This is a genomic window from Psychrobacter sp. GP33 (assembly GCF_014119005.1).
GTDB lineage: Bacteria > Pseudomonadota > Gammaproteobacteria > Pseudomonadales > Moraxellaceae > Psychrobacter.
This window is the reverse complement of sequence record NZ_JACGYX010000001.1, coordinates 305,077-330,816: the sequence shown is the minus strand read 5'-3', so window position 1 is coordinate 330,816 and position 25,740 is coordinate 305,077. Positions and strand designations below refer to the sequence as shown.

Below are 25,740 nucleotides of genomic sequence, written 5' to 3'. Positions count from 1 at the left end.
ATATTTCGGTCATTATTGGTTTTTAATGCTTAATTTTCTGATCTTATTTATTCAAATAATTAATAAGCCAGAGTAATCAGATATACAATATACATTAATAATAGACAAGAGTTTATAATCATTCTCATTTCAATGCATACTAGCTTTAAGCTAGGCAGAATATAAGCTTCGCTTTTATATTAGTCTTAATATCGACATTGTTTTTATGGATTATTCCCCCACTTATATTAAAGGGAATGTTAGAATAATGATCTATAATTCTCATTATTTATAATCTTTCATTCGTTCGTCGTAATGTTCTATTTATTTAGGACTTTATTACTTACTGACATTGATAACAGTATAATCTCCTTCATCTTATCTTTAACATAGATGTTTGTTACCCATGCCAGCAGACTGATTCTTTTTTTAAAGAGGCAAGTTTATGTCAGCACCACAACCTAATCGAATTCCTGTTATTGAGGTCGATCTTAACGCCACTAAAAAACGTATTCACCCCCGTTTTATTACTGGCTTTTATCAAAACATACGTGTTATCAGTATGTATGCATTTTTGGCACTTTTTCTGATTTTACCTTGGCTGCGATATAATGGTCGGCAGGCTATTTGGTTTGATGTTCCATCACAGCATTATTATATTTTTGGGATGACCTTTTTAACGCAAGATTTTTATTTTATTGCTGCGTTTGCACTGATTGCTGCATTTACGCTATTTATGGTGACCGTATATGCAGGGCGCGTTTGGTGTGGCTATGCGTGTCCACAAACTATTTGGACGCATATGTTTCAATATGTTGAAAAACTAGTGATTGGCGACCGTAACAAACGTATTAAGTTCGATAAAGAGCCGATGAGCGCGACCAAAGCTTTTAAGCGCTTTTTGGTTTATTTTATTTGGTTTGTATTCTCGATGATCACTGCGACTACTTTCGTCAGTTATGTATCGGGAACAGACGCGTTATATAACAGTTGGCAGATGATAGGCTTTATTCCGTTTCCTGATTGGTCAACGTGGATATGGGTTTCAATATTTATCTTTGCATTTTCGACCTACGTTAATGCCGGCTACATGCGTGAGCAGATGTGTATTCAAATCTGTCCTTATGGTCGCTTCCAAAGTGTGATGTTTGATAAAGATACGCTGGTTGTCTCTTACGATTACGAACGCGGTGAGCCACGTGGTACGCGCAAAAAAGGTACCAATCCTGAAAATTTAGGAGATTGTATTGAATGTCTAATGTGTGTACAGGTCTGCCCTACTGGGATTGATATTCGTGATGGCTTGCAAGTTGCTTGTATTCAGTGCGCTGCTTGTGTGGACGCTTGTAATGAGGTAATGGATAAAGTCGGTTATCCTCGCGGTCTTATTCGTTATACAACAGAACGTCAATTAGCAGAAAAAGAAGCAACTCGAGTATTCAGTCCACGTTTATTTGCTTATCTGACCTTATTGACCGTGTTGTGTGGCGGGGTTATATATGCTTTGAACGACCGCGTACCGCTAGAGATAGATATTCGTCGCGATCGTAACCAGTTATCATCGCTAAATGCGCAAGGTATGATTGAAAATAGTTATATCGTTAAATTAACCAATAAGACTCAAGACCCTCACACGTATAAAATCACCTTAGCGCCACAAAAGGGCTTAAGTTTACAACTGCGCTTCAATGATGTGCCACTAGAGCCAGGTGAAAGCTTTGATATGCCCGTTAGTATCTATGGCGATCCTGATACCATTACTGAAGGTCAAACAGCGGTTACTTTAAATGTAGTTAGTGAAGATGGTAAGTATAAGGTCAGCAAGCAAAATATCTTTACCACTCAAGGTCAGTAAGTCTTCAAAACGCAAAGTCAGTAGGCTAAGTACTTATTATCAAGTACTTAGTCGCTGCTATGCCATATTAATCACGCTATACTAAGCGCTGATTATACAAATTATAAATATGAGTTCAGTTATTTAATTTTCGTTATTTAAGTAACTGTTATCACAATTACAGTTATTAATAATGGTTAGAGTCGCTATACTAAATAGTGATCTTTATATCCATAGGTTAAATAGGTCTCTTATGTCTCAACCCATTCAGTCCTCAGATTTTAAACAGCAAGACCGTCAGCCTTGGTATAAAAACTATATGGTAGTGGTTTTTGTCATCGGCATGCCAGCTTTTGTAGTGATTGCCTGTATCTGGTTCGTGTATTATTCCTATCAAATCCGTGATAGCGTGGTACGTGACGATTGGTATATGGACGGTAAAACGCTATACCATGATGTTGGTCGTGATAAGCTGACCTATGATTTAGATTTGCACGGTAAGATGCAGTTCTCACCAACCGGTGAAGTGACGTTTTATTTAAATTATCCCGAGCAAAGTTTAAAAACGGGTAAATTGCTCAATGGAGATATTTTAACTTACCCTGACACCTTAGACCTCTCTATTTCTCATGCAACGGATGTGCATAAAGATCGCGATGTGGTCTTGAAACATCAAAGCGGCAATAAATATAGCGCGCAAGTAAAATTAGATGAAGTGAAAGCCAAGTATTACCTACAGGTCAGCCACGCTGGCAAAAGCGATTGGCGCATGAAGGACGTGGCAAAACTACCACGCCCAGAAGTAAGCTTTAATCCTTTACAGGTATTTGGAAAAAGCTAATCTCTATTTTTAAAAATACTATTTCGACTCATTGAACGTAAAAAAGCCAGCTATTATTAGCTGGCTTTTTTGATGACGATTAATTTTTAATAAATAGCTCTATAAATAGCTTAAATAACTGGATTAATAGTTGGGATTTTTTGATTTAGCATTTTATTAGATACGCTAGCTGGCTGTTTAGCAAATTTAGGATTAAAGGTTCGGGTTTGCGGTGCAACGGGTAAGCCGATTTCAGCCAAACTGTCTGTCTGCCCTGCTTGAATATTATCCCCTTCAAACAAGCGCTCTTCATCGTCACGCTCTAATGTCAATCGCTCAAAGTCAAACAATTCCCGATCAGCCAATTGCGACGGTGCAACATTTTGCATGGCTTTAAAAATAGAGGCTAAACGTTGCGGATGCGCATTGTCCCATTCTCTTAGCATGTCGTTAATAATGGCGCGTTGAAGATTGGTTTGGCTGCCACATAAATTACATGGAATAATCGGAAATTGCTTTAAGCGCGCATACTCAATAATGTCTTTTTCTTCAACATAAGCAAGTGGACGAATCAGCATATTTTGCTTATCATCACTCAGTAGCTTTGGTGGCATAGATTTGAGCGCGCCACCATGAAAAAGATTTAAAAAGAAGGTTGCAAGCATATCATCACGATGATGACCCAAAGCTATTTTAGTCGCACCAATTTGTTTTGCAAAGCCATACAGCGAACCACGGCGCAATCGTGAACAAGCTGAGCAATAGGTTTTACCTTCTGGTACCACGCTTTTAACAATGCTATAAGTGTCTTTTTCTAAAATATAATGGGCAATGCCTTGCTCGTTAAGGTAAGCGGGCAAGATATCTTCAGGGTAACCGGGCTGTTTTTGATCCAAATTGACCGCTACTATGTCAAACTGAATGGGAGCCGCACGCTTTAACTGTAGCAAAATATCAAGCAAGGTATAGCTGTCTTTGCCCCCAGATACACAGACCATGACCACATCGCCGTCTTCAATCATATTAAAATCACGAATCGCCCATGATACTTGCTTGCGCAGCCTTTTTTGTAGTCTGCGTAACTGAGCGGAGTCTATAGCTGCTTGTTCAAAACCAGGCACATAATTATCTTTTGCAGCGCCTAACTCATCTTGTTCGCCATCGTCATCATTGTCGTCATCAACGTTATCATAATTTTCTGTTGGTAAAAAATCTGATACCTTGTCAAACTCGTTATGAAAATCAATGTCGGTAGAAGCGGCAGCTTGGTGCGCGGCATTGGGCGTAAACAAGGTGGCTGGGGTCATAAATTACTCGTTGTCTAGACAATAAAAGGGTTGCGCTAAAGATATCTTACTACGCAAAATACAAGGTAAAAAAGGGTAAATACAGCCAATATTATAACAAAATTTACTCGTAGATTGAAAAACTAAGTGAACGATGTCGCTGGTTGCTTTATGTCACGTTACGGACACTTATTTTGCATATTAAGTGTTAATGATTTTCAGCGTTGCCGATTATGGTTTTCATCCATTTTTGATAGCATTATAAAGTCACGGTTTTGTAATGGCGTGAATTTTGATAAGATAGCCGTCTTTCTTAATCCTCACTCTTATTCTTAATTATAATAGACTTAACTATGACTAACGCTACCTCTGCTCCTATTTATAATGCTCAAAATGCCGTTGTGCTGTTATCCGGTGGGCTTGATTCTGTTACTTGTCTTTATTGGGCAAAGGCGCGTTATGCTGCCGTCACTGCGCTCAGCTTTAATTATGGGCAACGTCACAATAGCGAGCTGGTGGCAGCAAAAGCCATTGCCGATGCGGCAGGTGTCAACCATCGTATCATTGATATTGATATCGCTCAGCTTGGCGGCTCATCGCTCACTGACCATAGTATGATTGTCCCTGACGGCGACATTGATAAATTCCCGAATAAAAAACGCGATGAAATCGATAACGATGCCATTCCCAACACTTACGTACCGGCACGTAATACCATCTTTTTATCATATGCGCTGGCAGTGGCAGAAGTGACCGACTCCAACCATATTATCATTGGCGTCAGCTCAGTGGATTACTCAGGCTATCCGGATTGTCGTCCTGAATATATTGCTGCCTTTCAACATATGGCGAATTTGGCAACCAAAGCGGGCGTAACCGGTCATCATTTAAGTATTCAAACACCACTACAGCAACTATCAAAAGCGCAAACGATTGAGCTTGGCTTATCGCTTGGCGTGGATTACGGTCAGACGATTTCTTGTTATCAAGCCGATGCAGAAGGTCGCGCATGCGGTGTATGTGATAGCTGCGCACTACGACGTCAAGGCTTTGCTCAAGTAGGTGTTGCTGACCCTACTCATTATCAAGCTTAAAGATAAACAGCGGTTTTATCGTTCACTTATGACTTTTTTTGCTTATGAACCTGATTAAGACGTCTATTTAGTAGAGCTATGCATCCTGATTCGTAGAGTAACGACAGATTAATGACCTGTTAAATAAGTATAACTTACATATATTTAAACATATGCGTAACATTCGCTTGCATCAATACAGCAAGCGCATAGTATTTTTTGGCAAAAATAGTTGTTATCGTGTAGCCGATTGCTTTTATAATCGTTTATTATTTACATTTTTTATTTACTTACCCTTTAGTCTGGTTACTTCTTCAATATATTTAGATTTATTGATACGGCCTTTGAGAGAATATTTATGAAGCTGTTAAAACTTTTACCATTAGCTTTTATTGGTATGATGGTGATGCCACAAGCCAACGCTGTAGACATTAAACAAGACAATATTAACAACTGTGTTAATGGTGCGGTAAAATACAAAGTTGCTGATAAGAGCACGGCGACAAAGCTATGTAACTGCACCATTGGCGTACGTAGCCAAATGACTATTGGTCAGATGTGGGAAATTGAGAGCTACGCACAAAGCAAAAAAGACCCTTCTAGCTTGCCTTACGTGAAAAGAATGCAAAAAGACTTACAGCAGTGCACGGTTGGTCTGAACCTTAAGAAGCCACAAAAACCTGCGTAACCTTACTTTAAAAGCAGTGCTTTAATATTTTGGCTTTATAATTCAAGGCTTTATAGCTCAAAGCTGTGTGATTAAAGCGAGTTATGATTATAGCGTTATCCCTAAAGAACTTATTTACTCTAATGAGCCGAAATATATAATCGCTACTATCAAAAGACTGGCACTTGTCAGTCTTTTTTTTGGTTAGTAGTTGCCAATAAACGACCAAAATGTAAGACTAATTGGTGATGACTGTTTTTCAATTTATGAAATCTATCTTATAAACACCAACCTCATAAATAACTATCTTATAGACATAAAAACTAAAAAGGATTTAATAATGGCAAAGCCGACAACTGAAGTAATTGCATTACCAAATTTCCCAGTAACTATGGTTCGTGAGCTGGATGGCAACTTTATTCATGATGATTTGAGCTTAACAGAGATGGTAGCGCACACGAGCAAAGGACTGATTCTCTATTTTTATCCAAAAGATGATACGCCGGGCTGTACCACCCAAGCGACTGATTTTACCGCCAATATCAATGCGTTTGATAGCTTAGGTTATGATATCGTTGGGGTTTCACGCGATAGCATTGACTCGCATAAAAAGTTCTTGGCTAAATATGAGCTTCAAATACCGCTCATTAGTGATAGTGATGAAAAACTGTGTAAGCATTTTGATGTTATTCAAGAAAAAAACATGTATGGCAAGACCACGCTAGGCTTGGTACGTTCCGTTTTTGTTTTTGATAAGAACGGCGTATTGACCCATGCCCAGCGCAATCTACGCGCTGCTGGATACACTGATCGTTTATTAAGCACATTAACGCCTACATCATAACTTTTTTGAACAAAATCCATCATTAGAGATTATTATGACTATAAATTTGGATAACAACTCACATAGCAACTCGGATCAAAGCACCCGTCATGTCGATGTTGCCATCATTGGTGCAGGTACGGCAGGACAAAACGCCTTTCGTCAAGCCAGCAAAACCACCAATAATATTGTAATTATCAATGATGGATTTTGGACCACTACTTGTGCCACCGTTGGTTGTATGCCAAGTAAATTACTGATTGCTGCCGCTAACCGCGCTCATGAAGCTAAGGATTCTGAAGCATTTGGTATTTATGCCGACGTAAAAATAGACGGTAAGCAAGTCATGGCAAGGGTGCAAGCTGAGCGCAACCGTTTTGCCGGTTTCCTCGAACAGCAAGTCGATAGTTGGCCTGAAGATAAAAAAATATCAGGTCGTGCGCACATTAACCAAAATGGCATTATCGAGGTTAATAATGAGCTTATTAAAGCCGATAAAATTATTATTGCTACCGGTAGTACGCCTTTCATTCCTGATGGCTGGACAGAAAAACTTGGAGATAGATTACTCACTTCAGACACGGTATTTGAGCTGACCGACTTGCCAAATTCAATGGCGGTTATCGGTGCAGGTTCAATTGGGTTAGAGCTGGCGCAAGCTTTTAGCCGTTTGGGCGTTGTCGTTACGTTATTTAACCGCACCAATCGGGTTGCAGGACTAAAAGATGACGCTATCAATACCAAAGCGATTGCTTGCTTAGGCTCAGAACTGACAATGAAGCTGAATAGTAAGATTGAAGGTGTTGGCTCGCGGCTTAAAGTTGACACTGATCAGCTTGAAGCAGATAAGGAAGGTACGGCGCAGTCAGTAGCCTTTATTCACTATATAGGTAGTGATGGACATACACGTGAGTGGCAAGGTGATTATGTTCTGGTCGCTACTGGACGACACAACACGATTGACCAATTGGGTATAGAGAACTTAGGTGTTAGCTTAGATGATAAAAACCGTCCACAGGATTTAGATATAAATACTGGGCAGATTGGTGACCTAGAAGTTTATATTATTGGTGATGCTAATGCACATATTCCTCTACTTCATGTCGCAAGTGATGAAGGCTTCGGTGCTGGTAGCTCAGTTTGCACGAATAATATAGACGCTTATATACGTCCGCCTGCGATACCGTTATCTATTGTCTTTTGTGAGCCACAAATTATTAATGTTGGTATGACACGTCCTGAAATCGAAGAATCAGAGCGCGAGTATGTGATTGGCAAAGTAAGTTTTGACAACCAAGGGCGCAGCCGCGTCATGGGCGTTAACTGTGGTTTATTACATATTTATGGCTGCAAACAGACGGATAAAATTTTAGGCGCAAGTATGGTCGGACCTGATGCCGAGTATATTGCTCATATCTTAGCCGTCGCTATTACAAACAGCTTAAGTATTAAAGAATTACTTGATACGCCATTTTATCATCCAACCATCTTAGAAGGTCTACGCACTGCCTTACGCGATGTGCAAGAGCAGATGTCTATTCCTTACCAAAATCAGAAAACCGAACAAGATAGCTTTTAGTTAAGTGCTGAGAGACCCTTTTAGATAAGTATTCATTATTAAAACCCCATGGATAAGACAATGGCCATCGCTGGTATTACTGATTTTTTTCAAGAAATTGTTCGTGACTTACATTCCAGCTTATATCTTGCCATCGGTGGCACATTAGAGGAAGAAGGATCCCGCGACTGGACTGCTCATGCCGTAGAGTTGACCAGCACCAGTATTAAGATTCTAATTTTATTAGTCATCTTAGGTTTTTTTTATTGGTTAGCAATTTATTTGGTCAAGCACAATACTGCCCGTATTCGTCTAAATGAACGCCGGGTTAAAATCGCACGCTCAATATTGCGATATATGTGGGTAGTGGCAAGCATAATTGCCATTATGAGCCAGATTTATTTTGATCCCAGCACGGTAAAGTCTACGGCAAAAGCCAGCGTTTGGGCTGGTATTTACTACGTTCTTTGGGCATCTTCGGGTCAAATTATTCATAAAGTTTTGCAGCATTATGGAATGAATGCGTCCATTGAACAGTTGCTAAAAAACATCCTTACCGTATTAATTTTAGTCTTTGGGCTTGCCAGCGTCATGGCGCAATTTGGCTTTGATATTGTCTCTTTAGTGGCAGGTTTAGGTATTGTTGGCTTAGCAGTAGGCTTTGCCGCGCAGTCAACATTAGCGAACTTTATCGCTGGGATTACAATTTTGATCGATCAGGCATTCCAGGTTGGCGACTGGATTAATATCAATGATGTTGAAGGGCGCGTGGTGATTATATCGCTGCGTACCACCCATATTTTAACCCGTGACAACATCACCGTCATTGTGCCAAATGCTACAGTAGCTTCCTCTGAGGTGACCAATTTAACTTCCAAGAACTTTATTCGTTTCGATATTCGGGTACGTATTGCCTTAGAAGGCGATATTGATGCAGCGCGCAGCGAGATATTACAAGTGCTTAGTGATACCGATGTGGTGCTAAGTCGCCCTGAAACGTCAGCGACGGTGGCAGAAATTGGCGAATCTGGTATCTTTTTTATCGTGCGTTTTTGGGTCAAACCTGCCTCGGTTGCGCGCATGCCAAAAATTAAAGAAGACCTTACCGAGAACATCAAGCGCGCTTTTGATACTGCCAATATTACGACCCCTTATCCGCATATACGCCTCTTAATGCCAAAAGCTGGCGATTACCCTATTACCGATCAGTCTTTTGCGGCTGATAAGCAATTAGTAGCGGAAACTGCCATAGCACCCATACCGTTAGATAAGAAAAGCGATTAACAAAGAGCGATGACTGCTACTGCAAGGAAAAGTGGTTAGCTCTAAAACTTATGCTTTGAATTATGGTAAAATTATCGGTCAAAATTTCTTTTTTATTTTTTGCTTCGCCCATTTAGCCACACAGGTATCCGTATGACCGAACACACCGCGCCCGCCACTTTATCTACATCAACCGCATTATCGCTTGACCTTATTATCACCTGTGCCGATGGGCTAGAAGTACCGCTGCAAACCGAGCTAACCAGCTTCGGTATTGAGAGCGAAATCAAAAGTACGGGACGTCTGACCGTCACTGGCTCGTTACAGGATTTATATCAAATTTGTTTATGGTCGCGAGTAGCATCACGAGTATTGATGCTCATCAAACGCAAAAATATCAATGCTGAATATGATGTGGCTGAGCAGCTGTACGGTTTGGCAAAGTCAGTTGACTGGACAAAAGAGTTTAAACTTGAGCAAACCTTTGCGATTCGTCTGTCTGTCGATAAGCGCGTTGCGGTCAGTCAGCAGTTTGCGATGCTACGTATTAAGGATGCAATTGCTGACACCTTTACTGAAGCTTTTGACAGCCGTCCAAACGTAGACAGTAAAAATCCAGACTTTTCTATTTTTGCTACAGTGAATGATAAACAAGCAGAATTATACCTAGATTTATCAGGTACTAGCTTGCATCGCCGTGGTTATCGCGTGGCAATGACCGATGCACCGTTAAAAGAAAATCTAGCGGCTGCCCTACTCTATAGCGCAGGCTGGCATAAGAAAAGTGCCGAAGGTGACGCGCCTTATTACAATGCGTTAATTGACCCAATGTGTGGTTCAGGAACATTTCTTATCGAAGCTTTGCTCATGCATTGCGATTATGCGGTCGGCATTGATAAAGCGGCTAATCAATTTGGTTTTTATCAATGGCAACATCATGATAAAACGCTATGGTTGTCGATGATTGATGATGCACAAACGCGATTCCGCGAAGCATTAGCGATTGCTTGTGAGCAACCAGATACTTTGCCCCTTATTTTAGGATTTGATGCGGACAGCGGTGCTATTTTAGCGACAGAGAAGAATTTAATCGCTGCTGGTCTACATGACTTATTACCCCTTATTGACCTTGAAACCCGCGCCCTTGACCAACTCAATAACCGCTTACGTCCGATGGTGAATGACGGCAGATTGAGCAATCCACTCATTATCACCAACCCACCTTATGGTGAACGTTTGGGTGATGAAGAGATGATTAAGCCGCTGTATCAAGCGATTGGGCTTATTTTGCAAGACAGCTTTGCCGGTAGCGGTATCACGCCAATGCTGGGCATATTAGCGTCTCATGTCGAACAAGTAGATATTTTACCGATTAAAGAGCCAAAAACCTTGCGCTGCCATAATGGTGCAATCACAGTTTATTTCCGTTACGGCACATTGATTGCTGGGAAAGTCGGTTATTTAATGAGCCAGTTTGAAAAACGTGAAATCGTGTCTGAAGAAGGACAAGACTTTATCAATCGTTTGCAAAAAAACTTGGGTCGCCTTAAAAAACAAGCTAGTAAAGAAAATGTCAGCAATTTGCGCGTTTATAATGCCGATTTGCCCGACTTTAAAGTGGCTATCGATTTATATGGTGATTATGTCCACGTCCAAGAATATGCACCACCGAAAACCATTCCACCTGAAACGGCTAAAAAACGCTTTAACTTGGCGTTAATGGGTATTCGTGAAGTGTTTGGTATTAACCGTGAGCAAATCTTTATCAAAACCCGCGCCCGCCAATCGGGTAATGACCAATATAGCAAGCAAGGTAATACCGAAAAGCGCGGTAAGTTTTATATCGCTCGTGAAGATAATGCTTATTTTTACGTAAACTTCACCGATTACCTTGATACTGGTCTGTTTATTGACCACCGTAATATGCGCGCACGTATCAAAGCCAATAGTAAAGGCAAAGCGGTGCTAAATTTATTCGCTTACACTTGTACCGCCAGTGTGCATGCAGCATTGGCAGGCGCTAAAAAAGTCACCAGCGTCGATTTATCACAGAATTATCTCGATTGGGGAAAACAAAACTTTGCTCTAAACGGTCTAAATGTCAGCGGTAATAAGTATCACTTTGTCGCCGCCGATATTTTTGAGTGGATTAAAGACAATACGGAACAATTCGATATTATCTTTATTGATCCGCCGACTTTTTCAAACTCGAAAAAATTCCAAGGCACCTTTGATGTACAGCGAGACCATACTGCGCTTATCAATCGGGCGATGAATCGCTTAACGGCTGATGGCGTATTGTATTTCTCAAATAACTTTACTCGTTTTGAGTTGGATGAGCAATTAACTGAACGCTACAATATTATTGATATCACAGCGCAAACCATTGGCTTTGATTTTGATGTTAAAAAACCGATTCATCAAAGTTTTGAGATTCGCCATCGTTAAGTTCATCAGTCAATAACGGTTTTAAAACAATAATGACTCAATCGACTTTGATTGGGTCATTTTTTGTTGTTATGATAGAGCGCTACTTAGTAAACATTTTTATATCGTTGTTTACTCTGCTCCAATAAACCACTCTAATAACAAGGATATATCATGGCTTTATCATTGAACAAAGGCGGTAACTTATCGCTGACTAAAACAGACCCTAACCTAAACAAGCTACTTATCGGACTTGGCTGGGATGAACGCGCAACCTCTGGTGCTGAGTTCGACTTAGATGCCAGTATATTTTTAGTAGGCACTTCAGGTAAAGTACGCGGTGACCACGATTTTATCTTCTATAATCAGCTTAAATCAGACAATGGTGCGGTTGAACATACCGGCGATAACCGTACTGGTGAAGGCGATGGTGATGATGAAGTCGTTAAAGTAAATCTCGCCCAAGTGCCTGCTGACATTGATAAAATTGTCGTGACGGTTACCATTCATGATGCCGCTGCGCGTAGCCAAAACTTCGGTCAAGTTGCCAATGCCTTTATTCGTGTTGTGAATGAAGAAACCGGTACTGAAGTGGTACGTTTTGACTTAGCAGAAGACTATTCTGTTGAGACTGCGATGGTGTTTGGTGAAGTTTATCGTCATAACGGTGAGTGGAAATTCCGCGCAGTCGGTCAAGGTTATGCTGGCGGATTGCAAGCGATGTGTCAACAATACGGTGTCAATATCTAAGTTACGATTTATATTTATATCGTGTCTAAAAAGTAAAGCACATTTGGTTGCAAAATAGCCACAATTCGCTATAGCTAAATTTATAATAATGCTTTATGTTTCATTTAAAATTATGCATAAAAAAGTGGCTAGCGATAGCCGCTTTTTTATGGTCTACATCTTTAATAGATAGACCTTAGCTTTACGTAACCAGACAGGATATGTCATGAGACATTTTTATTTAGACTTCATTTTCACGGCTATCGCATTGATGGTAGCCGCGTGGTGGGGATTTTCACATGGCGGTATGAGCGGAATGATAACCACTCTATCAATTACCGCTATCTTGGCTGTCATGGAAATTTCGTTATCGTTTGATAACGCGGTAGTCAACGCTTCAGTGCTCAAACACTGGGACGAATTTTGGAAAAAGATTTTCTTAACTGTCGGTATTATCATTGCCGTATTCGGTATGCGTTTAGTATTCCCGATTGTTATTGTTGCGGTTACCGCAGACCTTGGCATGATGGAAGTGATTAACTTAGCTCTATATGACCCTAAAGAGTACTCTGCCAAACTGTTAGCGCATCACGCTGAGATATCTGCTTTTGGTGGTATTTTCTTATTACTGGTCTTCTTAAACTTTATCTTTGATGATAAAGAAGTGCATTGGTTTGATTGGCTTGAGAGCCGCTTGGCGAAACTGGGCAAAGTTGATGCTATGAGCGTTTTTGTGGCGCTAATCGTTCTGATGGTTGCCGTCACGTGGGCAAATGCTGACCAAGCCTATGCCGTATTGATTGCTGGTATCTGGGGTATCTTAATTTACCTAGGGGTACAAGTAGTCTCTGGTATGTTAGAGGGCGACCTCGAAGAAGACTTAGAAAACGAAGAAAGTGGTTCTGGCGCTGGAGCAACAAGCGCCATTATGAAAGGCGGTATTATTGGCTTCTTATACTTAGAAGTCCTTGATGCCTCATTCAGTTTCGATGGCGTGATTGGCGCATTTGCCATCACAAATGATGTGATTGTCATCATGTTAGGTTTGGCGATTGGTGCGATGTTCGTGCGTTCGATGACCATCTTTTTGGTGGACAAAGGCACACTGGATGAATTCATCTATCTTGAGCATGGCGCGCATTATGCCATCGGTGCCCTAGCTATCATCATGTTATTATCAGTGAAATTCCATGTGCCTGAAATCATTACCGGTCTAATCGGTATTGCCTTCATCGGCTGGGCATTGTTGGCATCACTAAAACATCGTAAAACCCTAGCCAAGCAATTGACTTAAGCTTTAGTAACACGTTTAAGATTTTACAGTTTTAGCTTATTACAGGTCATATCAAGCATTTGGTATGACCTGTTTTTTAAGGCCTAATAGTTCATCTATTCGCTGTAGATCGCTTGTTTTTAATCACCATATCTTATCTAGCCTAATAGCAGCTGTAAAAAATCTGTCTGCTGTGCGAAGTTATTGTGTCGCTTAGTAAACAGACAAAATTCGTCTTGCTTAGTGCTCATTCGCTAAGTATAGTAAAACGTAATGAGATGCAGCGTATAGCTCACAGGTAGTATTATAAGTAACTACTACCACAGCAGTTATTATGCTGTATTATTTTGAATACACTTTATAATCAAAAAATTAATTCAATTACTAAACTTTTAATTAATAAACCAAAGGACATTTACATGGCTATTAGCTTAACGAAAGGCGGTAACGTCAACTTATCAAAAGAAGCGCCAGGTTTAACCAACATCACCGTTGGTCTTGGCTGGGATCCTCGCGCAACTGACGGTCAAGATTTTGATTTAGATGCTATTGGTTTCTTAGTTGATGAAGCAGGCAAAGTTCGTAATGACCAAGATTTTATCTTTTTTAATAACTTAAAATCAGACAATGGCGCTGTTGAACATACCGGTGATAACCGTACTGGCGAAGGCGCTGGCGATGATGAAGCCATCAAAGTAAACTTAGCGAATGTCCCAGCTGACGTCAGCAAAATTGCACTATGTGCCATTATCTATGAAGGTCAAGCGCGTAACCAAAACTTTGGTCAAGTCGGCGATGCCTATATCCGTGTGGTCAATGACAATGGCGCTGCTGAAATCGCCCGTTATGACTTATCAGAAGACGGTAGCACTGAGACTGCAATGATTTTCGGTGAGCTATATCGTCATAGTGGTGATTGGAAATTCCGCGCTGTCGGTCAAGGCTTTAGCGGTGGTCTAGGTCCATTAGCTTCATCTTATGGCGTTAATGTTTAAGACTAAAAGCTGAATCGGCAAACTTAAAAAAGCCATCAAGTGTGTCTTACTATCACATTTGATGGCTTTAAAAGTACTAGGCTAGTGAAAATATGTTTTGAAACCTAGTTTTAAAGAAATACTCAAAATTGTATCAAAGTATCACTATTATTAAAGCACCAATATAAGGATTTTCACTCCATGGCAGCAACCTTTAGCTTAATCGGTACGATTGAACCTTTTTTACATTGTAACCTTAAAAAGGGCGATTCAATTTATTGTGAAGCCAATGCTATGGTCATGATGGAATCCAATCTTGAGCTTAAAGGTAAGCTGCAAGGCGGATTAGTGCAGTCACTCATGCGACGCTTTGCCAATGACGAATCACTATTTCAGCAGCAGATCGAAGCGGTCAATGGCGAAGGTGATTGTCTACTTGCCCCTACACTTGATGGCGATATGCAGATACTTGATGTGGGTGCGCAGCAATATACATTGAGTGATGGCGCATTTGTTGCCGCGCAAACAGGTGTTGATGTCAAAGCTAAGATTCAGCGTAATTTAGGCGGTGCAATATTTGGCGATACCGGCGGCTTTATGGTCATGCAGACACAAGGTAACGGTCAAGTCGTGGTTTCAGGCTTCGGCTCATTGTTCGAGATTGATGTAGAGCCCGGTAAAGATGTGATTATTGATAATGGTCATGTGGTGTGTTGGGATTCGCGCTTGGATTATAAACTCTCAGTTGCTACTAGCAAGAAAAAAGGCTTTATGGGCAATATCATTAACTCTGTCACCAGTGGTGAAGGTATGGTTTTAAACTTCTCCGGTACAGGTAAAGTGGTCATCTGCTCACGTAATCGTGACAGTTATCAAGGCTGGCTACAAAGTATCTTGGGTACTAGTTCAGGCGGGCGTGGTGGTAGCAGTGGCTTTATGGGTAATGTTTTATAATTAGATCTATCAACATTTTTTCCAAATTTTATCAGTATAAAAGCTTATTCTTCATAACTTCAAATGCAACTATTATAAGGATTATCGTATGGCAGTCAGTCTACAAAAGGGACAAAAAATCTCCTTAAGCAAAGAAGCTGGTGGTACGCTCACCCAAGTAAAATTAGGATTGGGGTGGGATGTGGCACAAGCGCCTCAAGAAAAAAAAGGTGGTCTACTAGGTAAATTATTCGGCGGCGGTAGCGGCGGTGATTCTATTGACTTGGACGCGTCCTGCATCATGTTTGATAGCAATAAACAGCCAGTTGATACCGTTTGGTTCAGTCAATTAAAGTCAAAAGATGGCAGTATCGTCCATACTGGTGATAACCGCACCGGTGATGGAGAAGGCGATGATGAGGTCATCAATGTTGATTTATCAAAGGTACCAGCCAGCATCGTATCATTGGTATTTACGGTCAACAGCTTTACCGGACAGAGCTTTGAGAAAGTTGAAAATGCATTTTGTCGTATTGTTAATGCCAATGATAACAGTGAAGTTGCACGTTATAACTTGTCATCACAAGGTCCTCATACGGCTATGATTATGGCAAAAGTGTATCGTCATAATAATGAGTGGAAAATGCATGCAATCGGCGAAACCGCTTCTGGGCGCACCTTCCATGATTTAATGCCTGCTATCACACCGCATGCGTAACTGAATTAAAACGCTTAATTAGTCAAGAAAAAGCCCATCTACAGTAGATGGGCTTTTTCTTGATTACCAATTATTATAGAGCGGCTTTTCTACTACTTATTTACTGCCTCGCTTCCAGCTAAAGCCCCAGTTGAAGGCTTTATCCATCTCTTGATGCCCTTTAAAATATTCATTAATACGCTCAACATTGATGCTGCCATTTTGATTGACCAAGCGCGCAATCGCACACATCGGTAGATTACCAGCACCTTCTGTTAATTGTGTTTCAATCGGTGGCTGCCCAGGAACATGAATAGTGACCACGCCATTCGTTTGTGCCCAATTCGGCGCGCCTTCATAAATGAAAGCAAAAATAAACACTTCTTCGATTTGTGACCACTGTTGCCCATTAATATCAAGCCACTCACCGCCACTGGTCTGCCCCGTTCTATCATCGGCGCGCAAACATACGAAGGGCGCTGATGATAAGCTACCAAAGCGATTGCCCAAAGCTTGAATCAGGGTTTTCTCACCATTTTTAAGATGAATCATTGCGCCAACATCTAAATCAATGCCGCTTTCTTTATGCTGTTTAAATAAGTCGCCTAGCAGTCCTTTTTTAGGCGCTTGCTTGGTGATATCTGGACGCTGATTCCAGTTAAGATTGACTGATATTTTGCCAAAGTCATCACGCTTGGTTAAATTAATACTAGATTGGTTTTTGGTTAACGTAATTTTACTTAGATTAACTGACGGTTTGGTAGCGCTATTGTTGACGGTAGGAATCGGTGGTGGACTGACCGCTCTTTGAGTATTAATAGGCTTTTGAGTATTGGTAGGCTTCTGGGTATTGATAGATGCTGATGAATGAGTCTGAGCTGGAGCAGGAACATCATCGGCAATCTCAACGCCAAAATGCTCGGATAAAGGTTTTAGGCCGCCATCAAAACCTTGAGCAATGAAGCGAAACTTCCAGCTGCCCTGCCGACGATAACATTCTGCTAGGATAATGGCTTTTTCCGTACGACCGGCAGCACTAAGCTGAGAGGTAAGCAGCACATGATTGCCTTGTAAAACTTGGATCTCGACATCGCCAATTTGCGCAAGGGGCTGATCGCTTGAAAACGCGAGGGCAATTTTATCAATATTGGCAGGCTGTGCTGGCAAATTAATATCAAAAAAACCATCACTATCATGACCGCGAAAGCTGACATTGCCATCATCACTGCGCTTTTGACCATAAAATATCATATCACCGTCACCACGCACGCGACCGTCTGTTGTTAACCGATAAGCGGCGCAGTCAATGGCATTTTGACTTAAAATACGGACGCTAATGGCATCGTTTGGTAAAGCTGCATTGGCTCCAGCAATCAAGGTTTGACTCATGATTTATCCTTATCATTTACATTATTTTTTATAGTAACGCTCAATGTATAGTAGCACGGATGTCGACTATTTTTTTATGGGCTTACTTAGCAAAATAATTGCGATTAACTGACATATGGTTTGTCGTTAAGCATTTATATCCGGCTGCACTTGTATATAATGGCGATCATAAAATACGATAAACTAATCATTAAAAATAAAACGCAGTCAATAAAATATGAATCAAGCCGGCGCTGAGAGAATTATGCACAATCTTATTAATAATGCTCATACCAATGATAGAAGCAACGATAACGTTGATCGCAATTACCAATCTGAAAGTACTAATGAGCAGTCTGATTTAGCAGCGGTATGGTTAGCTGAAGGTCAATCAAGCCAGCGCGATATGCTGGAAAGCCTACAAGCGCTTAAAACACAATCCAACACGCCATTAAATATTATTGCCTCACATCGTCATGAGCGCCCAGAGATTTTTGAATTTGCGGATACTGTTTATTATGAGCCGTCTGTAGCGCGGTTAGACGCTGACGCTGATGATAATGAGGATAGCGCCTCTATCGATAATCATGCACAGTCTCACGTTAAAAATGTCTTGCCACGTTGGCAGTTTGTGTTAAAGCAGGCACAAAAAGATAATGTCAAAGTGCTATTAACGGGGCGCAATGGCATCGATTATGAAGCACACCGTGACCTATTTACGGCAGCTGGTATTCGCTTATTAACGGGTGCAACGAGCGTGTCAGCGCTAGAGATGATTGAAGATAAATTTGCCTTTATGCAACATTGTCACGCCCATGATATCCCAGTCGCTGAAGCGTGGCGTTTTGATAATATCGATGAGCTACGCACATTACTTGCCGAACATGACCATCAGCCGTTATGCGTGAAGCCGGTAACGGGTATCTTTGCCCAAGGATTTTGGCGCTTAGATACCGGTAAAGACACTGATGAGCGCTATGATAGCTTTGAGCATTTATATTTTACTGAAGATAAAAAAATCAATACTGAGCAGTTTATTACCGCTTATGAGCGCAGTCAAATGATTAAGGAACAGCCCATTCCTATGCTGTTAATGCCGTATCTAGCAGGTCAAGAATATTCTATCGATGTGGTGTGTGAGCATGGTGAAGTACTGGCAGCGATCACACGTCATAAGACTGGTAAAATTCAGCATATTGGCTATGATAAGTCTGTCATGGATGTGGTTATTCCACTTATTAAAGCGTTTGATTGTGACGGTATCGTTAGCGTACAGACCAAAGCGGACGATACAGGTCAGCACCGTGCTCTTGAGATTAACAGTCGCCCATCTGGTGGCATTGGCTATACGACTCATAGCGGTTTCGACTTAACGCAAGTCGGCTTTGGTTATTGGCTTAGTTTCACTGACAAGCCAGAATTAGAGACTGTTGCTGCGCAAATTATACCCTGCCAAGTCCGCTCTATTATGATGAGTATTAAGCTTTAGTAATCCATGCAATGCGTTAAGGAATATGAATGTCTACACAGCAACACAGTACTACGATTACCTTACCTCGCGGTACGCTGGATTTAACGTATCAAACGCATAAAGATGCTTCTTATCAGCTAGAAGACTTGCTTGATTTTGCGCAACGTATAAATCCAAAACGTGCGTTTTTGTTTGTCTCAAAAGTTTTAGGACGCCATATTCCGGTCGCACCCAGTATTATGCGCCAAGCCTTTACTGATCTGGCAGCTTCAGTGCCTGATAATTTACCTGAGCCAATTCTAGTCATTGGTATGGCAGAAACAGCGGTTGGGCTGTCTGCGGGCGTCCATCAAGCGTTACAAACGCGCTATCCAAATGCGTTATTGCTGAACTCGACTCGTCACGCACAGCACGACGATGATAATACTGAAACATTGCTAACCACTTTTAGTGAAGACCATAGTCATGCCAGCCAACATCTGATTTATAAAAGTAGTAATCAATTTACCCAAGTGCAATTACTTGCCAGTAAAACCTTAATTATGGTTGATGATGAAGCGTCTACCGGTAACACTTGTATCAATGTGGTCAGCGCCTTACGTGATGCAGGTTTGACACAATTAGAGCAAGTCCATCTGACGACGCTGGTTGATTGGTCCTTGGGTCAGGCAGGTATGGACGATGCCCTAGCTGAGCGCTTACCAGACATCGAATTTCTGCGTCATCACTTGCTATCTGGCGCATGGCAATGGACAGATGCGCCTAATCCTGAATCCATTATTATGCCATCGGTCGATACCACGTCAGCGGGCACGCAAACACTAGGTAATACCGGCAATTGGGGACGCTTCCCAAGCCTAGATAGTACGGATGGCTTTGCTAATTACTTAGTTCAATTTCAGCAAAGTTTCACTAAATTTAAGGGACAAAGTAAATTTTGTACAACGAGTTTGCCACAAAAGATATTGATCTTAGGTAGTAACGAGTTTGTGTGGTTGCCTTTTTTATTGGCTGAATGGTTAGAGCAAAACGCGAATTTAGATAGCAGTCATGGCACTGTTAAGTTTAGTGCATTAACTCGCTCACCCATCGCCCTTGGCGGGGCAATTACTACTATGCTTAGTTTTACTGATAACTATGGGCTTGGCATGACTAATTTTGCTTATAATGTTAAGCCTACAGATTGGGATTTGATTGTATTGTGTGTGGAAACGGATGCGGATAGCGTTGATGGGCTATGGAAAGATTTGGATAATGTACTGGTGGTAAGTCCATAATTTTCCATACCTTTTATGCAATATCACAATCTACTCTATAGACTGACCACGGATAACTATGAATACTCTATTTTTTCAGCCCAGCGTTGATGTTATAAAACCATACGCGCTCATGGATTTAGACGACACCTTGTTTCAAACGCAACGTAAGATTGACGCATGGAACTTGCCTACCGCTGAACCAGATAATCTTGTTTGCGCGACGGTCAATAAACAAGGCGAACCGCTTAGTTTTATGAGTCAGCGCCAAGCGTCCTTCTTTAATTGGCTACTTGCCAGTACTGAATTAATAGTCGTTACTGCACGTGATACGGCAGAAATAAAGCGGGTCGAACTACCGTTTAATAGCTGGCAAGTATTGACTCATGGTGCAGTGATATTAACACCTAATAGTACGCCTTTAGATGCTTGGCAACAGCATATTTTTACCAAGTTGCTACCGCTACAAGACAAATTAATACAGCTTACTGAACTAATTGCCAATATAGATAATACCGCTCAGAGTGATTTGTTATTCACTCCGCATAGAGATAATTTTAACTGGTCTGAACTGACGATCTATTTAGCAGTTAAACATGCACAAAAAGACCATCAGGCATTGGAATTATTAGCCAAGCAACTACCAACACTGATTCCGGATTTTGACACGCATTTTTACGTGCATGTGAATGCTAATAATTTAGCAATACTGCCACACGCAATTCATAAGCAACATGCAGTACAGTTTTTATTAGACCATCATTTAGACCAGGAGCGACCCAGCTTTGGCTTTGGTGATAGCTTGGCAGATTTGCCCTTTTTGCAATTATTAGACTGGTACGGTATGCCCAATCGCGGTCAATTACATTCACAACTTAAAACTTGGCACACTTAATGAACGCTATTAATCAGGATATTACCGCAAATAAACTTACGTTAGATGAGTTTGGCTCAGGCAGTTACCTTGCAAGCGATGTAACTGTGCTATTGAATATAGTCGATAGAAATGCGGTTGCCGATGTGCCTGTCGCGCAAAAGGAAGCGTTAATCCAAAGTGGTCAGCGTCATTATTCCGATATGATTACTTTGGAAGGTGCACCCAGCGCCATGCATGAGCAACTATATAAGCAAGCGCTGGCACAAGGGACGCAACGCATTGCAACCGACATTGCTAATCTTGCTTACACTTTACATCAGACTTTTCAGCACACCGTAACGGTAGAGCAGCCATTCATATTGGTCAGCCTCGTTCGCGCCGGTTTACCTGTTGGTGTGTTATTACAGCGCGCACTGATAGATAGCAACAGTAACTATGACCTGCCAAGCGTTCATTATGGTATTAGCATCATACGTGATCGTGGTCTCGATCCAGTAGCATTACAAATGATTTTGAATGAGCATCCAAACAGCCCAATAGTGTTTGTAGATGGTTGGACGGGGAAAGGGGCAATTTATCAAGAACTCGCAACGAGTCTTGCGCCATTCAGTGATCCTAATCATCCTAATTTTGCCAATATTTTTCATCAAGGTAAGGAAGTTATTCCACTACTAACCCTTGCTGATCCAGCCGGTGTTGCTTGGCTTGCAGCGAGTGAAGATGATTGGTTGATTCCATCAGGACTACTCAACAGTACGGTATCAGGGTTAATCTCGCGTAGCTTATATACTGAGCCGCAAGAAGGCTTGCATCGTAGTGTATTTTATGACGATTTGGTGGCGTATGATCACAGTCTTGCCTTTATTGGGCGTATCGATAGTGCGCGACAGCAACTAAGTATGTCACCACAACGACTACAAACTTTCAAGCAGCCGCGTTATACGACTCAATCCACCATAGATATGTTGGCAACGCGCTATCAAATCAGCAATCGCAATCGTATTAAACCGACCATTGCCGAGGCAACGCGTGCGATATTACGCCGTGACCCTGAATGTGTGTTGCTTGCAAACGCTGATCATCCTGATACCGCTTTATTGCGCCATTTATGTGCCGAGAGAGATATTAATATTGTTATATTAGGTGGTAAAATACTTCCCTATCAGGCGGTTACGATTATTAAACAGCGCAATACAAACAACTAACCTCTTTGATAAGTGCATCACCCTTATACTCTTACTTCTTATTCATCATTATTTATGACACCTACTATGCTTGATACATCTGCTACTTTGTACCAAAACACCCAGTCTTACGCGCATCTGATTACTGAGCGCCATGCCATGCTCAAACCACGTATGTATCACCCGTATCAGCTGGGCGCAAGCTTATATATGCCTGCCACTCGGCAAGATATTTGGCAAGTGATTAAGCGTGACAAGTTACCAACGATTAATAGTATTATTATTTGCTTAGAAGACGCGGTGAGCCATAGCGATGTTGAGCTTGCGCTCACGCGACTGCAAACTTTGCTTAATACTTGGGCATCGCATGTGAACAGCATAAATGCCCCGTCAAACCCAATAGAGAAGCATACTCAGCCTACCCGACCGCTGGTATTTGTACGTCCGCGCAATCCGATGATGCTCCAGCAGCTGGTAGATTTTGACAACATTGATTTGCTTGATGGCTTTGTCATGCCCAAAGTTGATATGTATAGCTTATCCAATTGGCGTATGGCCTGTCAGAATCTCAGTAGCGAGCAGTTATTAATGCCAACCTTAGAGACGGCAGCTGTATTTAATCCAAATCATAATCAAGAGTTGGCGATTGCCTTTAAAGAAGCCTTTAGCCAGCCTATTTTTGCGCTGCGTATTGGTGGTAATGACTTATTTGCAGCCTTACGTCTGCGTCGCCCCAAAGACAGTATTATTTATGACACCCCGATTGGCACCCTCGCCTATCAGCTGCTTGGTTGCTTTGTGCCACATGGTTTTTATTTGACCGCGCCTGTCTTTGAGTATTTGGATCAGCCGATGCTATTTATGCAAGAGCTAACCCGTGATGTGAGCTTAGGATTAGTCGGTAAAACGGTCATTCATCCCAGTCAAATTGCCTTAGTCCAACAAGCTTACTGCGTTCCGCTAAGTATGCTAGATGAAGCACAAGCTATCCTACATACTGAAGCGAAAGCGGTCTTTAAATATAACAATACCATGTTAGAGCCTGCTACTCACGGCGCTTGGGCACATGAAATCATCAATCGTGCCGAAGTATTTGGCACCATTAATGATGGTAATAGCGACTATAAACCGTTGCTTTAATCTCCAATTATTCATACGATCACTCTTTAACATAAAAAAAGCCGCTATCTTAATAGATAACGGCTTTTTTTATGACCTCTAAAAATTAAACACAGCATGCTAAAAATTTATGAATAACAGTATTGACCTGTTCCGGCTCTTCTACCGTTGCCGTATGCCCAGCGCCATTAATAATCGCCAGCTTAGAGCCTTTAATCGCAAAGTGCATACGCTCAGCTTTGGAATACGGGGTAGCAACATCTTCATCACCGAACACAATTAACGTTGGAGTGCTGATACTTTCTATCTGATCATAAACTCCCTGACGCTCAATGACACCCATCGTTGCTTTTACGACGCCGACTTTATGATTGGCTTGCATTTGTTTTATCCAGTTTTTATGCTCCGCTTTACGCGTCTTATCGGTCAAAAAGCGTTGCCCAAACATAATCGGCATAACCTTTTTACTTACTCTTTTCATACCCATCCAGCGGATGGCACTGATAAGCTTGCGATATAGTGGTGCAGTTTTCGGGTCTTCTGGATCTGCTGAGGTTTCCATTAGTATTAAGGATAACAACTTTTCCGGATGACGAATCGCTAGTCGCAGCCCTATAAATCCGCCCATTGATAGTCCCACAAAATGATATTTCTCAATATTAAGTGCCTGCAATAGCGCAAGTGTATCTTCTGTTAATGTCTCCATATCGTAGCCGTCAATAGTCACCTGTGACTGCCCTTGACCGCGAAAATCAAAAGCAATACAGCGATAATTATCTTGAAAAAATGCAACTTGTGTATCATACATGCGCGTGCTCCATAGCAGCCCATGCGCAAATACCATCACCGGTTTTTGCGTATCGTTTGGCGCACTGTCTTCATAATGCAGAGTGACATTATTTACTTTAATCTCAGGCATTCTTCTCTCCTTGTTTGCCACTGTTAAAAACAATCTTATATTTCAGTTAACGATACTTAGCAACTTATTGATTGATAGCATTTTACTATTTATATGTAAAATATAAATCATTAAGCCATGACTAGCATTAAAAGTGCTTTAGCATAATTCACAAATTAGGAGTTTCATAGGACTTTTTATTCGCTTGTTTTATCACATTCTTCTATAGCATTGTTTTAACGCGATTTTAGGAGTTATAAGATAAAGCAGACAAGGTGTTATTTATCTTAAAATCAGACATATCAAATGTTGTGCCATGTCAGTCGTTAGCGTCCACAAAACTGACTTTTACAATCAGGGTAAACTGTTATAGTACAGATTAAGCATTATATCGCTTTCATGATTTTATCTATAAGGACTTTACAATGACACAGCCTCTCGTTGAATATCACATTAATCAGTATATCGCGACCATTACTATGAATGATCCTAAGACGCTAAATGCTTTTAGCACACTGCTTAAAGCTGCCATGATGGACGCATTAAATAAAGCGGATGCTGATGATCAAGTACGCGTCATTGTGCTACAAGGTGCTGGGCAAAATTTTTCAAGTGGTGGTCATATTGGTGAGATGCTAGAGAACGGCATGGACAGTGATGCCCTTGCGGATAAGATTCATTTTATGGTGTCTGAAGTTGCTGAAATTAGTTTAAAACTGCGTAATATTCATAAGCCCATTATCGCCAAACTAGAAGGCGCAGTGGCTGGCGCAGGGATGAATCTTGCTTTAACCTGTGATTTTCGTATTGCAGCGGATAATGCTAAATTTGTGCAAGCGTTTGTTAATATTGGTCTAGTGCCAGACGCTGGCGGTATTTATTTATTGAATCAGCTAGTTGGTGCAGCAAAGACGACCGAACTGGTCATGTTGGGCGATAAGCTGAGCGCTAATGACATGGCACGCTTAAACTTAGTCAATGAGGTGGTCAGTACAGATGCACTTGATGCCAGCGTACTTGCTTTGGCAACCCGATTGAGTCAATTGCCAGCAAAAGCACTCGCCTCGATGAAGCATATGATTAATACCCATGCCTTTATGGGTATTAACGAAGCGCTGGATATGGAAGTGAATCAACAAACGATGATGGCACAAACTGAGGATTTTAAAGAAGGGATTACGGCGTTTATGGAAAAAAGGAAGCCAGTTTATCAGGGTAAGTAACTTTTAAT

22 protein-coding genes are annotated in these 25,740 nt (G+C 41.3%); 19 read left to right on the top strand and 3 right to left on the bottom strand.

The annotated features are described in order from the left end of the window. The first annotated feature begins 424 nt into the window (after positions 1 to 424). Together ccoG and H2245_RS01445 are read left to right on the top strand one after the other, a co-directional pair. Positions 425 to 1,834, top strand: coding sequence for a cytochrome c oxidase accessory protein CcoG (gene ccoG / locus H2245_RS01450; RefSeq protein WP_182405287.1), 1,410 nt, complete (start codon positions 425 to 427; stop codon positions 1,832 to 1,834). A gap of 232 nt (positions 1,835 to 2,066) precedes the next feature. Then, positions 2,067 to 2,654, top strand: coding sequence for a FixH family protein (locus H2245_RS01445; protein ID WP_182405285.1), 588 nt, complete (start codon positions 2,067 to 2,069; stop codon positions 2,652 to 2,654). Positions 2,655 to 2,764: 110 nt separating this feature from the next. Here the strand turns inward: H2245_RS01445 and ttcA are convergent, their stop codons facing one another. Then, positions 2,765 to 3,940 (bottom strand): tRNA 2-thiocytidine(32) synthetase TtcA, encoded by a 1,176-nt coding sequence (gene ttcA / locus H2245_RS01440; RefSeq protein ID WP_182405282.1) that lies wholly within the window; start codon positions 3,938 to 3,940, stop codon positions 2,765 to 2,767. A gap of 332 nt (positions 3,941 to 4,272) precedes the next feature. On the opposite strand from ttcA, the gene queC reads away from it, so the two are divergent. From queC to H2245_RS01385, 11 genes are all read left to right on the top strand, one after another. After that, positions 4,273 to 5,013 carry a 7-cyano-7-deazaguanine synthase QueC gene (queC, locus tag H2245_RS01435; protein ID WP_182405280.1) on the top strand — a complete coding sequence of 247 codons (741 nt, stop codon included), beginning with the start codon at positions 4,273 to 4,275 and terminating at the stop codon, positions 5,011 to 5,013. Between the two features lie 337 nt (positions 5,014 to 5,350). Then, positions 5,351 to 5,680, top strand: coding sequence for a hypothetical protein (locus H2245_RS01430; RefSeq protein WP_182405278.1), 330 nt, complete (start codon positions 5,351 to 5,353; stop codon positions 5,678 to 5,680). A gap of 319 nt (positions 5,681 to 5,999) precedes the next feature. Further along, positions 6,000 to 6,503 carry a peroxiredoxin gene (locus H2245_RS01425; RefSeq protein WP_182405276.1) on the top strand — a complete coding sequence of 168 codons (504 nt, stop codon included), beginning with the start codon at positions 6,000 to 6,002 and terminating at the stop codon, positions 6,501 to 6,503. Between the two features lie 34 nt (positions 6,504 to 6,537). Beyond that, positions 6,538 to 8,061, top strand: a complete 1,524-nt coding sequence (locus tag H2245_RS01420; protein WP_182405274.1) for a dihydrolipoyl dehydrogenase — start codon at positions 6,538 to 6,540, stop codon at positions 8,059 to 8,061. Positions 8,062 to 8,121: 60 nt separating this feature from the next. After that, entirely contained in the window at positions 8,122 to 9,324 is a 1,203-nt protein-coding gene (locus H2245_RS01415) for a mechanosensitive ion channel family protein (protein WP_259365029.1), read from the top strand. A gap of 132 nt (positions 9,325 to 9,456) precedes the next feature. Continuing rightward, positions 9,457 to 11,751: a bifunctional 23S rRNA (guanine(2069)-N(7))-methyltransferase RlmK/23S rRNA (guanine(2445)-N(2))-methyltransferase RlmL gene (gene rlmKL / locus H2245_RS01410; RefSeq protein ID WP_182405269.1), complete on the top strand. Its 2,295-nt coding sequence runs from the start codon at positions 9,457 to 9,459 to the stop codon at positions 11,749 to 11,751. A 153-nt stretch (positions 11,752 to 11,904) separates the two neighbouring features. After that, positions 11,905 to 12,480, top strand: coding sequence for a TerD family protein (locus tag H2245_RS01405; RefSeq protein ID WP_182405267.1), 576 nt, complete (start codon positions 11,905 to 11,907; stop codon positions 12,478 to 12,480). Positions 12,481 to 12,685: 205 nt separating this feature from the next. Next, entirely contained in the window at positions 12,686 to 13,753 is a 1,068-nt protein-coding gene (locus H2245_RS01400; RefSeq protein WP_182405265.1) for a DUF475 domain-containing protein, read from the top strand. A 398-nt stretch (positions 13,754 to 14,151) separates the two neighbouring features. Next, positions 14,152 to 14,727: a TerD family protein gene (locus tag H2245_RS01395; protein ID WP_182405263.1), complete on the top strand. Its 576-nt coding sequence runs from the start codon at positions 14,152 to 14,154 to the stop codon at positions 14,725 to 14,727. Between the two features lie 180 nt (positions 14,728 to 14,907). After that, positions 14,908 to 15,660 (top strand): TIGR00266 family protein, encoded by a 753-nt coding sequence (locus tag H2245_RS01390; protein WP_182405261.1) that lies wholly within the window; start codon positions 14,908 to 14,910, stop codon positions 15,658 to 15,660. A gap of 88 nt (positions 15,661 to 15,748) precedes the next feature. Next, positions 15,749 to 16,357, top strand: a complete 609-nt coding sequence (locus tag H2245_RS01385; RefSeq protein ID WP_182405259.1) for a TerD family protein — start codon at positions 15,749 to 15,751, stop codon at positions 16,355 to 16,357. 96 nt (positions 16,358 to 16,453) lie between these two features. Here H2245_RS01385 and H2245_RS01380 read toward each other — a convergent pair whose 3' ends face one another. Continuing rightward, positions 16,454 to 17,725 (bottom strand): TerD family protein, encoded by a 1,272-nt coding sequence (locus tag H2245_RS01380; protein ID WP_182405257.1) that lies wholly within the window; start codon positions 17,723 to 17,725, stop codon positions 16,454 to 16,456. Between the two features lie 385 nt (positions 17,726 to 18,110). Between H2245_RS01380 and H2245_RS01375 the strand changes: the two genes are divergently transcribed. The 5 genes from H2245_RS01375 to H2245_RS01355 all read left to right on the top strand — a co-directional run bounded on the left by H2245_RS01375 (position 18,111) and on the right by H2245_RS01355 (position 23,632). After that, a complete protein-coding gene (locus tag H2245_RS01375; protein WP_259365048.1) occupies positions 18,111 to 19,193 on the top strand; it encodes an ATP-grasp domain-containing protein in 1,083 nt (360 codons plus the stop codon). A gap of 29 nt (positions 19,194 to 19,222) precedes the next feature. After that, positions 19,223 to 20,452 carry a phosphoribosyltransferase domain-containing protein gene (locus H2245_RS01370; protein WP_182405255.1) on the top strand — a complete coding sequence of 410 codons (1,230 nt, stop codon included), beginning with the start codon at positions 19,223 to 19,225 and terminating at the stop codon, positions 20,450 to 20,452. 58 nt (positions 20,453 to 20,510) lie between these two features. Next, positions 20,511 to 21,326 carry an HAD family hydrolase gene (locus H2245_RS01365; protein ID WP_182405253.1) on the top strand — a complete coding sequence of 272 codons (816 nt, stop codon included), beginning with the start codon at positions 20,511 to 20,513 and terminating at the stop codon, positions 21,324 to 21,326. Continuing rightward, complete coding sequence (locus H2245_RS01360; RefSeq protein ID WP_182405251.1) at positions 21,326 to 22,513, top strand: cysteine protease StiP domain-containing protein; 1,188 nt, start codon at positions 21,326 to 21,328, stop codon at positions 22,511 to 22,513. Before H2245_RS01365 ends, H2245_RS01360 begins: the two co-directional genes overlap by 1 nt. A 66-nt stretch (positions 22,514 to 22,579) precedes the next feature. Then, on the top strand, positions 22,580 to 23,632 hold the full coding sequence (locus tag H2245_RS01355) for an HpcH/HpaI aldolase/citrate lyase family protein (protein WP_182405249.1): 1,053 nt from the start codon (positions 22,580 to 22,582) through the stop codon (positions 23,630 to 23,632). Positions 23,633 to 23,717: 85 nt separating this feature from the next. Here H2245_RS01355 and H2245_RS01350 read toward each other — a convergent pair whose 3' ends face one another. Then, entirely contained in the window at positions 23,718 to 24,530 is an 813-nt protein-coding gene (locus H2245_RS01350; RefSeq protein WP_182405247.1) for an alpha/beta fold hydrolase, read from the bottom strand. A 404-nt stretch (positions 24,531 to 24,934) separates the two neighbouring features. On the opposite strand from H2245_RS01350, the gene H2245_RS01345 reads away from it, so the two are divergent. Next, entirely contained in the window at positions 24,935 to 25,732 is a 798-nt protein-coding gene (locus H2245_RS01345; protein ID WP_182405245.1) for an enoyl-CoA hydratase/isomerase family protein, read from the top strand. Positions 25,733 to 25,740: the final 8 nt, after the last annotated feature.